The organism is Vibrio orientalis CIP 102891 = ATCC 33934 (assembly GCF_000176235.1).
Classification (GTDB): Bacteria; Pseudomonadota; Gammaproteobacteria; order Enterobacterales; family Vibrionaceae; genus Vibrio; species Vibrio orientalis.
This window is the reverse complement of sequence record NZ_ACZV01000005.1, coordinates 101,676-116,614: the sequence shown is the minus strand read 5'-3', so window position 1 is coordinate 116,614 and position 14,939 is coordinate 101,676. Positions and strand designations below refer to the sequence as shown.

Genomic DNA, 14,939 nt, shown 5'->3' with positions numbered 1-14,939 from the left:
TTAATCTTGTCCTAAAGTTCGGTATTTCTCGCGTAGGTTATTACGAATACTAATCGCAGTCAGGTTAAGGCCGATGATTACCGTAACCAGCAACAAAGAGGTGGCATAAACCAACGGTCGTGCACTTTCAATATTAGTCGTTTGGAAACCAACGTCGTAAATATGAAAGCCCAAGTGCATGAACTTGCGCTCTAAATGCAAGAATGGGAACTGACTATCCACAGGCAAGCTTGAGGCGAGTTTTACCACACCCACCAGCATTAAAGGAGCCACCTCACCGGCTGCGCGAGCCACCGCTAAAATAAGTCCGGTGATCATAGCAGGGCTTGCCATAGGTAAGACAATACGCCACATGGTCTCAAACTGGGTCGCCCCGAGAGCTAGAGAGCCGTGTCGCACTGAGTTTGGAATTCGGGTTAAGCCTTCTTCTGTCGCGACAATCACAACAGGTAGAGTCAAGACGGCTAAGGTTAGTGCAGACCATAAGAGGCCTGGCGTGCCAAAGGTTGGAGCTGGTAAGCGCTCTTGATAGAACAGCGAGTCGATCGAACCACCTAAGGTATAAACAAAGAAACCTAAGCCAAATACGCCATAAACAATCGAAGGTACACCAGCGAGGTTAATCACCGCTACACGAATCAAACGGGTGAAAGCGTTATTCTTGGCATACTCATGCAGGTAAATTGCTGCAATCACACCTAAAGGCATCACGATAACGGACATGATCAGTACCATCAGCACGGTACCAAACATTGCCGGGAACACCCCACCTTCTGAGTTAGACTCTCGTGGGTTATCAGACAAAAACTTCCACGCTTGCTTGCCCCAACGTAATAATTTTTCTGCGGTCGACATTTGGTTCGGGTACCACAAGTCTAAAACGTGGCTAAGCGGAATGGTCACCCGCTGGCCCGTCATATCTTCAACCAACAAGCCTTGCTGTTCTAACTTACTACGGAGGTTATCAAGTTTCGCTTCCACTTTAGCCAGTGCTGCCAGATATTCAGCATTTTTCGCCTCATAACGAGCAACAAACTCATCATCCAAATTGCCATTCAAACTGCGCTTGCGCTTTTCAAGTCTCAATCGTTCCGCTTGAGCACTAATCACGCGAACTTCTTGCTGAATAAGGCGCTCAATCTCTTTACGCAGAATCTGTGCATACGCGAGGCCTGAAGTGATATCTTTCGTTACGTCATTACTAATACGACCGTCAGAATGCTGATAACCAACAGGTTGGCCAAAAAAATCACCGCCTCGGGTTCGCTCAATCACCGCCAGATGTTGTGGTTTTGTCGGAGAGTTTAGGTCTATTTCAAGTAAAGAAACAAAATCCGCAGAGTAAAGATCTCGGTTGGCTACTTTGATATTGACTCGCTTAGCCAGCCCTTTCTCTTTGACACTTTCAGGTAGGTCAATATCCATCTCTCTAAGATGAGTAATCGGGACGTACTCTTGCGAGTAGATTTGACCAACGAGGATTTCTCCCTCTTTGGTTTGCCATTGATAGAGTGGCGCAGGCCAAAAGTAAGAGAGACCTTTCCAGCCAATAAGCAGCAATAGCCCCAATACAGACAACAAGCTGATGCTAACTGCACCACCTGTTAACCATATCCACGGAGAGCCTGATTTTAACCACTTAAACACGTACTAGGTTTCCTAAATTTAAATTAGAGAGAGCGATATTTTTCGCGTAAGCGTTGACGAACCCATTCGGCTAATGAGTTAACCGCAAAGGTGAATATCAGCAACAACAAGGCCGCTAAGAACAAGATACGATAATGCGAACTGCCAACTTCTGACTCTGGCATTTCTACCGCAATCGTCGCCGACAATGTGCGCATACCTTCTAGAATATTCCAATCTAGGATAGGTGTGTTGCCTGTCGCCATAAGTACAATCATGGTTTCACCTACCGCTCGGCCTAATCCCATCATAATGGCAGAAAAAATTCCGGGACTTGCCGTCAGTAACACCACATGAGTCAAGGTCTGCCACTGTGTTGCCCCTAAAGCTAACGAACCGTCAGACAAGTGTTTCGGTACTGAAAATATCGCGTCTTCAGCAATGGTGAAAATAGTAGGTATAACGGCAAAGCCCATCGCAAACCCGACTACCAATGCGTTACGCTGATCAAAGTCGATCCCTTTATCGGCGAGGAAGACTCTCACATCACCATTGAACAGCCAAGCTTCAATATTGCCACTTTGCGACAACACCGTCACAGCGACAACCACCAGCACTGGCATCAAAATAGCGGCGTGCCATCCATTGGCAAAGCGACTGGTCCAATGCTTTGGTAGTGCATGCCAGCCCATCCCAAGCAAAATGGTCGAAATGGGTAAGAAAAGCATTAAGGTTACAATGGCAGCCAAATGTGTCTCGACGATCGGCGCAAACCAAAGACCCGCTAAGAAGCCAATAATCACCGTCGGTAACGCTTCCATCAACTCAATAGATGGCTTCACCACCCGGCGCATTTTCGGTGTCATAAAGTAAGCAGTATAGATAGCGCCAAACACGGCTATTGGTACTGCAAATAACATCGCAAAAGCGGCTGCTTTTAATGTGCCAAATGCAATGGGAACTAAACTGAATTTAGCTTCAAACTCATCACTTGCAGAGGTGGTTTGCCAAACAAACTGAGGCTCAGGATATCCTTCGTACCATACCTCTTGCCACAGAGATGAAAGTGATACCTCTGGATAAGGGTTATCAATTTCAGCAATGCTCAGAGCGCCTTCTTTGACCGCCAACAGATACAATTCATTTTGCGACATTGCCGCCAGTTGCGGTGCTTGCTCATAAGCGCGCTTAAAAATGACTAGCTTTTCGCTGGTCGTGTAATGACTTTGAATGGTGCCATTAATATAAAAGCTGTAGAACCCTTTACGATAACTGTCTGGCAATAAAAACTGCAGTTCTGACGCAAGTTTGAACTGACGGATATGAGTGAGAGAGCGCTGCCCATCGGCTAGCACATCAAACCATTGCGAAACCAAACCATCTTTGTGCGTCACCAACAGAGAATATGCCCCCGACAAAAGGTCTATATCTGTCACGGCGTGTTGCGGTTTGCCTTGGCTAAGATCGACGATTTCACGCACATTGAATCTATCATCATGCTTAGTAGCAATAATCAGTTCAGAACCTGAACGAAGGTAAAGGGTGTTTCCACCAGGGGTCACCAAAATTTGATCAAGCCCAGTAATAGGCTGTGCAAACTGAAAATTACGTACGCCTTGATCACTTTGCCAGCGAACCTGAACACTGTTGTCTTGATACCAGCCCACTAAGGTAAGCTGCTTTTGCGTTGAGAAAGCAAACTTCTTAAGTTCGTTGCCTTCGACATGCAAATCAAATGGCATCGATTTCTCGAGTACGTTTGGCGCAAATTCTCGACTTTCTTCAGTCAGTACCGAATTCATTCTTGGTTTAAATAATCTAACGTCACCAGTTGTGCTGGCAAAACCATACCACCCGAAAGAATTTAGCGAATCAGCGAACAGGCTATTTGGTTGAGCGATTTGTTCAGAAAGGACGGGGTGAACACTCTGTTCCATAAGTGACCAGAAATTAATTCGGCCATCTGCAGAAATGACAAACGCATTTTCACCATACTCATCAACACCAGCGGCAATAGGCTGGGTAACGGTAACCGGAATGCTTCTAACATTGGGGGTGATCTTAGCGTCACTAAACAGTGGTAACACCATGATCGCTAGGTAAACAAAGATCAGTACTAGAGCGGCCAAGACGCCAACACCACCTGCAGATACAGCAAATCGAACCAACCGATCTTTGATTAGTCGCTTTCGATCTCGCTCTCGCAATGAGAATTCTGCTTGGGTCATTCCTGTCTCTTACCTATTTTCGTCCAAGGGTATAATATTTCTATTAGGTGACAATTATATTACAGTTCGCATTAAACAACTGAAAACAATGCAATAAAATTTCGCAATAAAAGTGTCATATTAAGACCTTAACTTGCTAACGCCCCCTCGTCATTCCGCAGAAGGTAAGATTATGAGTACAGAAAAGCTGTATATCGAAAAGGAGCTCAGTTGGCTCTCTTTTAACGAGCGAGTCTTACAAGAAGCGGCAGATAAAGACGTTCCTTTAATCGAAAGAATTCGATTTCTTGGTATATTTTCCAATAACTTAGATGAGTTCTACAAAGTTAGATTCGCCGATGTAAAACGCCGAATTCTGATCAATCAAGAGCGTGGCGGCAACGATAATTCCAAGCACCTATTAACTAAGATGCAAACCAAAGCACTCAAACTGAATGAGCGCTTTGACGAGCTTTACGCCGAGCTGATACGTGATATGGCTCGACACGGCATCTTTTTAGTCAACGAACACCAACTCAGTTCCTCACAACAAAAATGGATTAAGAAGTACTTTGGTAAGAAGGTACTGCCTTACATTACGCCAATATTGTTACGGGAAGATATCGACATCCTCCAGTTTCTAAAAGATGAGTACGCCTACATTGCCGTTGAATTGCGTCAAATTGAGCAAAGCCAGTACGCGTTGATTGAGATCCCTACCGATCACTTGCCCCGCTTTGTCATGCTGCCAGAGCAAAAAGACAAACAACGAAAAACAATTATCTTGCTCGATAACATTATCCGTTACTGTCTGGATGAGCTATTTAGCGGCTTTTTTGATTACGATGAGCTAAAAGGCTACGCGATGAAAGTGACTCGCGATGCTGAATATGACCTCAATTACGAAGTAGAAAACAGTTTGATTGAACAGATGTCTGAGGGCGTAAGCCAACGACTCACTGCGATGCCAGTGCGTTTTGTCTATGAACGTGAAATGCCCGAACAGATGCTGAGTTTCCTGTGCAATAAGCTACAAATTTCCAATTACGATAGTCTGATTCCCGGTGGACGTTACCACAATTTCAAAGACTTCATTAATTTCCCCAATGTCGGAAGAGAGTATCTGGAAAATAACTCTCTACCACCAATGCAGTGCGCTGATTTCATTGGTTTTGCTAACAAGTTTGACGCGATAAAAGCACAAGACATTTTACTGCACTACCCCTATCACACCTTTGAACACATCAGTGATTGGGTACGACAAGCATCGTTTGACCCCAAAGTTACCAGCATCAAGATTAACATCTATCGTGTAGCGAAAGACTCTCGCATCATACGTTCACTGATTGACGCAGTACACAATGGCAAGCAAGTGACTGTCGTCGTCGAGCTTCAGGCACGATTTGATGAAGAAGCGAATATTGAATGGTCAAAGGTACTAACCGAAGCGGGCGTTCACGTGGTTTTTGGCGTGCCTGGGCTGAAGATTCATTCAAAACTGTTGCTGATTAGCCGCCGCGAAAACGATGAAATTATCCGCTACGCTCATATTGGCACCGGAAACTTTCATGAGAAAAACGCGCTTATCTATACCGATTTTTCATTACTCACCGCAGATCCAGAACTGACTAAAGAAGTGCGCGGCGTGTTTGATTACATCGAAACCCCATATCGACCGATTAAATTCCATCACCTGATTGTTTCACCTCGAAACTCTCGTAAACAACTTTATCATCTCATCGATAGCGAGATCGCCAACGCGCAACAAGGCAACAGAGCAGAGCTGACTATCAAGGCTAATAACCTCGTCGACAAAGGTTTAATTAACAAGCTCTATGAAGCGAGTTCTGCAGGGGTAAAAATTAGGATGCTCATCCGCGGTATGTGCTCTTTGGTCGCTGGAATTGAAGGCATAAGTAACAATATTGAAATCATCAGCATCGTCGACCGCTTCTTAGAACACTCACGCGTTATCATCACCCACAGTAATGGCGAACCTCAGATCTATATCTCCTCAGCCGATTGGATGACTCGCAATATTGACCATCGAATTGAAGTCGCGACTCCTATCCGTGACAAGCGTCTTAAACAACGCATTATCGATATTATTAACCTCCACTTTACCGATACGGAGAAAGCGAGATGGATTGATAAAGAGATGAGCAATCAATATGTTCTGCGTGACAATCAAGACAAAGTCCGCTCACAAGTGGCCATTTACGACTATCTTAAAAGCATAGAAAAACAAACCAAGAATCAAAAACGGAAACAGCATGACGCAAACACATGACATTCGTGATGTCGCGGCCATTGACCTTGGTTCCAACAGTTTTCATATGGTGGTTGCCAAAGTCATTGAGCAAGACCTACAGCTAGTTAGCCGCCATAAACAAAGAGTGCGTTTAGCGGCTGGGCTAGACGCACAAAAAAACTTAGACAATGCCTCCATTGAGCGTGGCCTTGAGTGCTTGGCGATTTTTTCCGAGCGGCTACAAGGCTTCGATACACAAAATGTTCGAATCGCCGCAACGCATACTCTTCGCCAAGCCAATAATGCGCATATTTTCCTCCAACGCGCTCGTGAAATATTACCCTTCCCAATCGAAATTATTCCCGGTGTGGAAGAAGCCCGATTAATTTATTTAGGCGTTGCACATACTCAGCCACAATCGAAATCCAAACTTGTGATTGATATTGGTGGCGGCAGTACCGAAATGATCATCGGCCAGGGTTTCCAGCCAGAGCTCATCAACAGTAAACAGATGGGCTGCGTCAGTTACACCAAGCGATTTTTTGCTGATGGTAAGCTGTCAGCGACGAACTTTGCTAATGCGACCCTGACCGCTGAGCAGAAGTTAGAATCTCTCGCCTATCGATATTGTAAAAAAGGCTGGGAAGTCGCCTTTGGCTCGTCTGGAACAATTAAAGCGATACGAGAAGTCTTGATCGGACTCGGCTACGAAGATGGCATCATTACTCGTAAACGCTTATCCAAACTGATCGACACCCTTTGCCAGTGGGAGAACATCGACGATATAGAGTTGGTGGGATTAACCGTAGAAAGAAAGCCTGTTTTCGCCGCGGGTGTTTCCATTCTTAACGCTATTTTTCACAGTCTGGCGATCGTAGAAATGCAGTTTTCTCAAGGCGCATTACGCGAAGGCCTGCTGTTTGAAATGGAAGAGAGGTTTAAACGTACCGACATACGCATGCGCACTACTGAAAATCTAGCCAATAAACATATGGTCGATTTAGAGCATGCCGCCAAGATAAAAGGACAAGCCAAACAGTTTTTGCAGCAAATACATACGGAATTAGGGATAAAAACCAGTTCGCCTTTGTTTGATCTGCTTGAGTGGAGTGCATTACTCCACGAGGTAGGACTCAGTATTAGTCTGCAAGCCTTCCACCGCCATTCAGCTTATATTCTGCGTCACACCTATATGCCGGGCTTTAACCAAGAGCAACAACGAGTTCTGGCAATATTAGTTCGCTTCCAGCGTAAAGCATTAAAGTTGCATGAGATGGAAGAGTTCTCCCTGTTCAAGAAGAAGCACATCATCGGACTTATCCGCATCTTACGATTGGCTATCTTGCTGAACGGCCAACGCAATGATGACCCGCTTCCCCCGCTATCAATTAAGATTGACGAAGATAAGTGGGTACTCACTTGTTCGGATAAAGATTGGTTAGATTCCAACAAACTGCTGCATGCGGATCTTATCAATGAACAAGAGTATTGGCAGCAAGCAGGTTGGGCTCTGAGCTTCTAGACAGTCCTCAGAAAAAACCTCAGGACTAATTAGTAATGCCTACTTTAGCGAGCTCTCGACGAGCAATTTCTGGAGAGATAGGCACATAACCATCCTTCGCTACTAGATCCTGACCTTGACGAGAGAAGATAAAACGAATGAACTCACGCTCAATTGGGCTCAGTGGCTTAAACGGGTGCTTATTCACATAGACATAGAGGTAGCGTGAAAGTGGGTACTTACCTGAGAGAATATTTTCTTGGCTTGCTTCTACGTATTGGTCACCTGATTTAGCAACCGGCAGCAGCTTCACGCCAGACACTTGATAACCTACGCCGGAGTAACCAATAGTATTAATCGCAGAACCAACCGACTGCACGACGGATGCCGAACCGGGCTGCTCATTGACACTACTTTTAAAGTCACCACCACACAGTGCATTCTTCTTAAAGTAACCATAAGTCCCCGATACCGAGTTACGACCAAACAACTGCATGCCCCGTTTGGCCCATTGGTAGTCTAAACCTAGCTCAGACCAAGTGTTGATAGAGTCTGTCGAGCCACATCTTAATGTTGCAGAGAAAATGCTATCAAGCTGGGTAAAGTTCAGGCCTTTAATCGGATTGTCGCGGTGAACAAAGATACCAATCGCATCAATGGCAACACGTAGCACTGTCGGTTTATAGCCATGCTCTCGTTCAAAAGCTTCTACTTCTCGGTTACGCATCGCGCGGCTCATTGGGCCAAACTGCGCCGTTCTCTCTGTCAGAGCGGGAGGCGCGGTAGAAGAGCCCGATGCTTGAACCTGTCCATTCACACTTGGGTAGAGTTGCTTAAACTCTTCGACCCATAGCGTGGTCATCCCCGCTAAGGTATCAGAGCCAACGGTAGTCAGGTCACCCGTGATTCCTGCCACCTTGCTGTATTTAGGTAAGCTCTCTCCTTCAGCTAAACTTGGCGCTGATAGAGACAGTGAAAGCAATAATACACCGATGAGCTTTTTCATTAGTTCACCACTAAGCGCACAGGAAGTGTAAAAGCAAACTTACTGCCCACGCCAACTTCACTGCTGATCTCTAGGTGAGAGTCATGGTGAGTCAAGGCATGTTTTACAATCGCAAGGCCTAAACCACTACCACCAGTATCACGAGAGCGTGCTTTATCCACTCGGTAGAATCGTTCAGTCAGTCGGTGTAAGTGCTGTGGCTCGATGCCATCACCACTATCTTCCACTTCTAAATGCGCCCCTTGAGCAGACTGATACCAACGTACCTTGATGTCTGCACCCGCTGGGGTATATTTGACCGCGTTATAAACCAGATTAGAAATCGCACTACGCAATTGGTCATCATCGCCTAATACACGCAGGTTACTATCAACATCAAAAGAGAGTTTATGACCTAAATCACCGCTTAAGCTCGCCGCTTCTTTCTCAAGTACTTCAAGCATCGCAGGCACGTTAACTACATCTTCCAGCTCGTGCATTGGCGCAGCTTCGATTTTCGACAGCGTCAGGAGCTGATTCACCAGGCTATTCATGCGATTAAGCTGCTCGGTCATTACTCCGTGCGCTTTAGTCCACATTGGGCCTACTACCATATCTGGATCTTCAGTCATTTCCAGATAGCCTTGCAGCACGGTCATTGGCGTACGCAATTCGTGGGAAACATTAGCGAAGAAGTTGCGGCGCATGCCTTCAAGTTGCTTAAGCTGAGAGACATCACGTACCACCATCAAGTGTTCACCTTCTGTGTAAGGTACGATACGTAGCTCAAGCATACGTTCAACGTTCAGTGGCGAACGCATCTCTAGTGGCTCAGAGAAGTCTTGTTTATTGAGATACTTAATGAAATCAGGTGTGCGAATCAGATTGGAAATCGGCTGACCGGAATCATCTGGCCAACGGAACCCCAATAGGTGCTGAGCAAGCTTGTTACACCAAACAATATTACCTTCACTGCGAAATACCACTACGGCATCCGGGAGAGATTCAGCACCATTACGGAAACGGCGAATAAGGTTGGTCAGCTCTTTACGCTTTTTACGCTGGCGCTGCTGTAGGCGGTAAATACCGTTAAACAGAGACTCCCAGTTACCACTGCCTGACGGCGGTGTTAGACGCTTCTCATCCCACAGCCAAGTCGAAAGACGCATTTGATTGTGTAGATGCCATACAAGCTGCAAAACCGTGGCAGCTAACAGCAACCACGGCATATATCCGAAAATCCAGCCTACTATCACCCATGGGGTGTAAAAAAAAGCCAGCTCCCAGGCTAGCTTTTTCCAAGTTAACCGTTCGACCACTTACCTCTCCAAATGATAAAACCTATTACGCCTTAGTTGAGAAACGATAGCCCGCGCCGCGAACCGTCTGAATCAACTTATCATGACCTGCCGCTTCTAACGCTTTACGTAGGCGACGAATATGTACATCTACCGTGCGGTCTTCCACATACACGTTAGTACCCCAAACATTGTTGAGTAGCTGTTCGCGGCTGTACACACGTTCTTGGTGGGTCATGAAGAAGTGCAGCATCTTGAACTCCGTTGGGCCCATATCTAATGGCTCATCGTTTGCTGTCACTCGGTGCGAAACTGGGTCAAGTTTAAGTCCTTGAACATCAATTACGTCTTCTAGTGCCGTTGGCGTCACTCGGCGAATCACCGCTTTAAGGCGAGCAACCAACTCTTTCGGTGAGAACGGCTTGGTGATGTAATCATCTGCGCCCACTTCAAGGCCGCGAACTTTATCTTCTTCTTCACCACGTGCCGTTAGCATCACAACTGGGATATTACGGGTTAGCTCTTCACGCTTCATATGTTTGATGAAGTTGATACCGCTACCACCAGGTAACATCCAATCTAGGAGTACTAGATCAGGGAAGGGTTCAGCCAGTTTAGTTACCGCGCTGTCGTAATCTTCTGCTTCTACTGCTTGGTAACCTTTTTGTTCAAGTACAAAGCAAAGCATTTCGCGAATTGGTGCTTCGTCTTCAACAACCAGAATCCTTCTAGACATAATTGAATAACCTTATGTTAGTTAGTTTATTTGAGCTTGTTCCGCTCTTGGCAACGCTAAGCATTATCACTAGCAATTATGACACTTTTGTGACCTTTGAAAACAAATTTTCATATAACTTTCATCCCACTATTGTGTGTTTGCAGTAAGACAAGACGTGTAAAAGTCTTTATTATTGGCAACTCGGATAAAGGTATAGAGAAAGAATATGTGGTTTAAAAACTGTCTGGTTTATCGCTTCAACCGCGAAATCGAATTCAACGCTGACCAACTAGAAAAACAACTGGCTGAGTTTCGTTTTACGCCTTGTGGTAGCCAAGATAAGCAAAAATTTGGCTGGGTTACAGCGATGGGAAAACATGGTGACATGATGACTCACGTGTCTGAAAACCGCATTCTAGTTTGTGCTAAGAAAGAAGAAAAAATGCTTCCTGCATCAGTGATTAAAGACTCATTGAACGCAAAAATTGAAGCAATGGAAGCACAAGAAGGTCGTCCTCTTAAAAAGAAAGAGAAAGACAACCTGAAAGATGACATCGTGATGGATCTTCTTCCACGTGCATTTAGCCGTAGCAGTCATACTTACGTGCTAATCCTACCAAAAGAAGGCTTCATTTTAGTCGATGCTAGCAGCTCGAAAAAAGCGGAAGATGTACTAGCGCTACTGCGTAAAACGATGGGCAGCCTACCCGTTGTGCCAGCGATTCCTGAAAAGCCAATTGAAACCACATTAACCGAATGGGTGAAAACGGGTGAAACGCCTGTTGGCATTCAAATGCTGGATGAAGCTGAGCTGAAATCAGTACTTGAAGAAGGCGGCGTGATCCGTTGTAAGAAGCAAGAGCTGACAGCCGATGAAATTCGTAGTCATATTGAAGCAGACAAGATGGTGACTAAGCTAGCGGTTTGGTGGCAAGAACGCATCGAATGTATTCTCGCTGAAGACGGCAGCATCAAACGCCTCAAGTTCTCTGATGAACTTAAAGATCAAAACGATGATATCCCACGTGAAGACCAAGCTGCTCGCTTTGATGCAGACTTCTCTTTAATGTGTGGTGAATTTAGTGCATTCCTGCCAAACCTATACGAATGCCTTGGCGGTCTGCCTCATCCAAACGCATAAAGCTGTGCTTCAGGGCATTTAAGAATGACCTGTTTAGCTATTGCGACAAGTATGCGCAGACATTGCTCTGCGCATCATTTCAAATATATAACTCACCTCTAGCGACTTGGAAAGCAATAGCTATTCTGGTCATTCATGCCTTGAACAAATTTCGTGTACATTCTGTTCTGGTCACAAGTCACGTTTTGACGTAAAATTTGCGCCCCCGATCCCATGTGGTGGAATCGGCCTGACTTGAGATCAGATTAAGAGAATTACACATGACTGAGAAAGCATTCGTACCAGAGCTACTGTCACCTGCAGGTAGCCTTAAAAACATGCGTTACGCATTTGCCTACGGCGCAGACGCGGTATACGCAGGCCAACCTCGTTACAGCCTTCGCGTACGTAACAACGAGTTCAACCACGAGAACCTACAAATTGGTATCGATGAAGCTCATGCCCAAGGCAAAAAGCTTTACGTGGTATGTAACATCCAACCGCACAACTCTAAGCTAAAAACCTTCATCCGCGACCTTAAGCCAGTTGTAGAGATGGGCCCAGACGCACTAATCATGTCTGACCCAGGTCTAATCATGATGGTTCGTGAAGCGTTTCCAGAAATGCCAATTCACCTGTCAGTTCAAGCGAACGCAGTGAACTGGGCAACCGTTAAATTCTGGGCGGCTAACGGCGTTGAGCGTGTAATTGTATCTCGTGAGCTTTCTCTAGAAGAGATCGAAGAGATTCGTGAGCACTGTCCCGAGACTGAACTAGAAGTGTTCGTTCACGGTGCTCTATGTATGGCTTATTCTGGCCGCTGCCTACTTTCTGGTTACATCAACAAGCGTGACCCTAACCAAGGTACATGTACTAACGCATGTCGTTGGGAATACAAAGTTGAAGAAGGCAAAGAAAACGACACAGGCGACATCGTAGAGAAGTTTGACCCAGCAGAAGCGCAAGCGGTTGAAGTTCAAGACGAACGTCCTGAAACGACTATCGGTCGTGGCAAACCAACTGATGAAGTGGTTCTGCTTTCTGAAGCGCACCGTCCAGAAGAGAAGATGGCCGCTTACGAAGATGAGCACGGCACTTACATCATGAACTCGAAAGACCTACGCGCGATCCAGCACGTTGAGCGTCTGACCAAGATGGGTGTTCACTCACTGAAGATCGAAGGTCGTACTAAATCTTTCTACTACTGTGCTCGTACTGCTCAGGTTTACCGTAAGGCGATTGATGACGCTGTTGCAGGCAAACCATTTGATGAGAGCCTAATGGGTACACTAGAGAGCCTAGCGCACCGTGGTTACACTGAAGGCTTCCTGCGTCGTCACACTCACGATGCTTACCAGAACTACGACTACGGTTACTCTGTATCTGACGCTCAGCAATTTGTTGGTGAGTTCACTGGCAAACGCCGTGGTGACCTAGCGGAAGTTGAAGTGAAGAACAAATTCATTGTCGGTGATAGCCTTGAGCTAATGACGCCAAAAGGCAACGTAATCTTCACGCTAGAAGCGATGGAAAACCGTAAGTCAGAAGTTATCGACGACGCAAAAGGAAACGGCCACTTCGTATTCATTCCTGTTCCACAAGATATGGATCTAGAATATGGCCTATTAATGCGTAACTTAAACGATGGTCAGGATACCCGTAACCCAACAGGTAAATAAGCATGGCTTTACTGATCACTGATAAGTGTATTAACTGTGATATGTGTGACCCTGAGTGTCCAAATGGCGCAATTACAATGGGCGATTCGATCTTTGAGATCGATCCTGACCTATGTACTGAGTGTAAAGGTCACTATGAGAAGCCAACATGTCAATCAGTTTGCCCTATCACTAAGTGCATCATAACCGATCCAGACCATGTTGAGACTGAAGAAGAGCTGTTGGAAAAGTTCGTTATTATTCAGGGCTTAGCCTAATATTGGTTTATAAAAAACGCCGCTCATTGAGCGGCGTTTTTTTTATTCTAATTTAATACTAACTGTTATCTAGCAACTGCTGACACTGAGTGGGAATCACTTTCAGCTTCTTCTTTTTAGGTTTTGTTGAGGCCACTTTAGGCGCGGCTGGCTTGGGCTGTGGTTTCCAGCTTGCTAGCTCAGCCCCGCAACCATCACCTTTAGGTGGCATTGCTTGAGGTTTGCAGTTCTGACTCCCTTCTGGGCAGTTCAAACGCACATGCATATGGTAATGATGTCCCCACCATGGACGCACTTTTCGCAGCCACTCTCGATCGTTACTTTGTTCAGTGGTACACAATTTCTCTTTAATCACAGGGTGGACGAAGATACGCGCAACCTGCTCATCACTGGCGGCAAATTTCACTAACTCGAAATGACGGCTATCCCAGTTATGTTTGAGTAGTTGGTATTGCTTTAAATTGACCACACTATGAGGCGCCGGCTTTGCTAACTGCGGTGCGGAAAGCGGTATATCAGCTAGCTTAAGCCAGATATCGATATCTAACCCCGTTTGATGACTAGAATGTCCAGATGAAAATCGCCCACCTTGCGGCAAGGATATATCACCAATCAAGATATTGGTTTTTAGCTCACTGTGTGACAGTTCAGCTAAACGCTCAATAAAACCGATCGCATTCGGATGACCATAGTAACGAGCTCGTTGACTACGGATCACTTGATAGCCTTCGCCCTCTAATGGCAGCGCAGCACCACCAGACAAGCAGCCATTGGCATAACTACCAATCGCTTGAGGCGCACTATTTGAAGGGGCGTTAATTTTCTCCCACGGAGTCGCAGCTGCCGTGGAAGCAAAGAGTAAAGAAGAGCATAACAAAGGCAATGTATACCATCTATCCATACTAGCCTGCATTGCTTTCTCCTCTTTCTAAAACGGAGCAACGGAGCTGATTAGTAGTGCTCGCCATTATCGTAATAACCTTTGGCATCAAGCGCTGTAAAAATCACCGCGACATCGACATCTTCACCAATCACACCACGAACTTGCGAAGTCACGACCTTGGCAACTGCATCTTGAACTTCTTGGCCGCGATCAAACCACAACACCTCAACAAATGGATAAGCACTACTCACTTCCCCTTCGTGGAAGAATGTTGAATAGATATACTCAAAGGTAAAATCTTCACGAGGGCAGTCCATCAAAGGCTTAAGCTCATCAATTAACGGCTTAGATAGCGTTTGTACTGTCTGAGGATCTACCGCTCGAAAACGTAAATGTGGCATAACTTGCTTCCTA

The 14,939-nt window shown here is 45.7% G+C and carries 12 protein-coding genes; 5 read left to right on the top strand and 7 right to left on the bottom strand.

Going from position 1 to position 14,939, the window contains the following annotated elements:
• Window positions 1–1,647, bottom strand: a complete 1,647-nt coding sequence (pstA, locus tag VIA_RS11095; protein ID WP_004413081.1) for a phosphate ABC transporter permease PstA — start codon at window positions 1,645–1,647, stop codon at window positions 1–3.
• Between the two features lie 23 nt (window positions 1,648–1,670).
• On the bottom strand, window positions 1,671–3,854 hold the full coding sequence (locus tag VIA_RS11090; RefSeq protein ID WP_004413080.1) for an ABC transporter permease subunit: 2,184 nt from the start codon (window positions 3,852–3,854) through the stop codon (window positions 1,671–1,673).
• A gap of 172 nt (window positions 3,855–4,026) precedes the next feature.
• Between VIA_RS11090 and ppk1 the strand changes: the two genes are divergently transcribed.
• Both ppk1 and ppx read left to right on the top strand, forming a co-directional pair.
• Window positions 4,027–6,123 (top strand): polyphosphate kinase 1, encoded by a 2,097-nt coding sequence (gene ppk1, locus VIA_RS11085; protein WP_004413079.1) that lies wholly within the window; start codon window positions 4,027–4,029, stop codon window positions 6,121–6,123.
• Window positions 6,107–7,606 carry an exopolyphosphatase gene (gene ppx, locus VIA_RS11080; RefSeq protein WP_004413078.1) on the top strand — a complete coding sequence of 500 codons (1,500 nt, stop codon included), beginning with the start codon at window positions 6,107–6,109 and terminating at the stop codon, window positions 7,604–7,606. Before ppk1 ends, ppx begins: the two co-directional genes overlap by 17 nt.
• 25 nt (window positions 7,607–7,631) lie before the next feature.
• Here the strand turns inward: ppx and VIA_RS11075 are convergent, their stop codons facing one another.
• From VIA_RS11075 to phoB, 3 genes are read right to left on the bottom strand one after another with little or no spacing between them, the layout of a single operon-like run.
• A complete protein-coding gene (locus VIA_RS11075) occupies window positions 7,632–8,591 on the bottom strand; it encodes a PstS family phosphate ABC transporter substrate-binding protein (RefSeq protein WP_004413077.1) in 960 nt (319 codons plus the stop codon).
• Window positions 8,591–9,889: a phosphate regulon sensor histidine kinase PhoR gene (gene phoR, locus VIA_RS11070; RefSeq protein WP_004418055.1), complete on the bottom strand. Its 1,299-nt coding sequence runs from the start codon at window positions 9,887–9,889 to the stop codon at window positions 8,591–8,593. Before phoR ends, VIA_RS11075 begins: the two co-directional genes overlap by 1 nt.
• A gap of 25 nt (window positions 9,890–9,914) precedes the next feature.
• Window positions 9,915–10,604: a phosphate regulon transcriptional regulator PhoB gene (phoB, locus tag VIA_RS11065; protein ID WP_004413075.1), complete on the bottom strand. Its 690-nt coding sequence runs from the start codon at window positions 10,602–10,604 to the stop codon at window positions 9,915–9,917.
• 208 nt (window positions 10,605–10,812) lie between these two features.
• On the opposite strand from phoB, the gene rdgC reads away from it, so the two are divergent.
• From rdgC to VIA_RS11050, 3 genes are all read left to right on the top strand, one after another.
• Window positions 10,813–11,727 (top strand): recombination-associated protein RdgC, encoded by a 915-nt coding sequence (rdgC, locus tag VIA_RS11060; protein ID WP_004413074.1) that lies wholly within the window; start codon window positions 10,813–10,815, stop codon window positions 11,725–11,727.
• 260 nt (window positions 11,728–11,987) lie between these two features.
• Entirely contained in the window at window positions 11,988–13,385 is a 1,398-nt protein-coding gene (gene trhP, locus VIA_RS11055) for a prephenate-dependent tRNA uridine(34) hydroxylase TrhP (RefSeq protein WP_004413073.1), read from the top strand.
• A gap of 2 nt (window positions 13,386–13,387) precedes the next feature.
• Window positions 13,388–13,642: a YfhL family 4Fe-4S dicluster ferredoxin gene (locus VIA_RS11050; RefSeq protein WP_004413072.1), complete on the top strand. Its 255-nt coding sequence runs from the start codon at window positions 13,388–13,390 to the stop codon at window positions 13,640–13,642.
• A 58-nt stretch (window positions 13,643–13,700) separates the two neighbouring features.
• Here the strand turns inward: VIA_RS11050 and mepA are convergent, their stop codons facing one another.
• Window positions 13,701–14,555, bottom strand: a complete 855-nt coding sequence (gene mepA, locus VIA_RS11045) for a penicillin-insensitive murein endopeptidase (protein WP_004413071.1) — start codon at window positions 14,553–14,555, stop codon at window positions 13,701–13,703.
• 38 nt (window positions 14,556–14,593) lie between these two features.
• Entirely contained in the window at window positions 14,594–14,926 is a 333-nt protein-coding gene (locus VIA_RS11040; RefSeq protein ID WP_004413070.1) for a DUF1904 domain-containing protein, read from the bottom strand.
• Window positions 14,927–14,939: the final 13 nt, after the last annotated feature.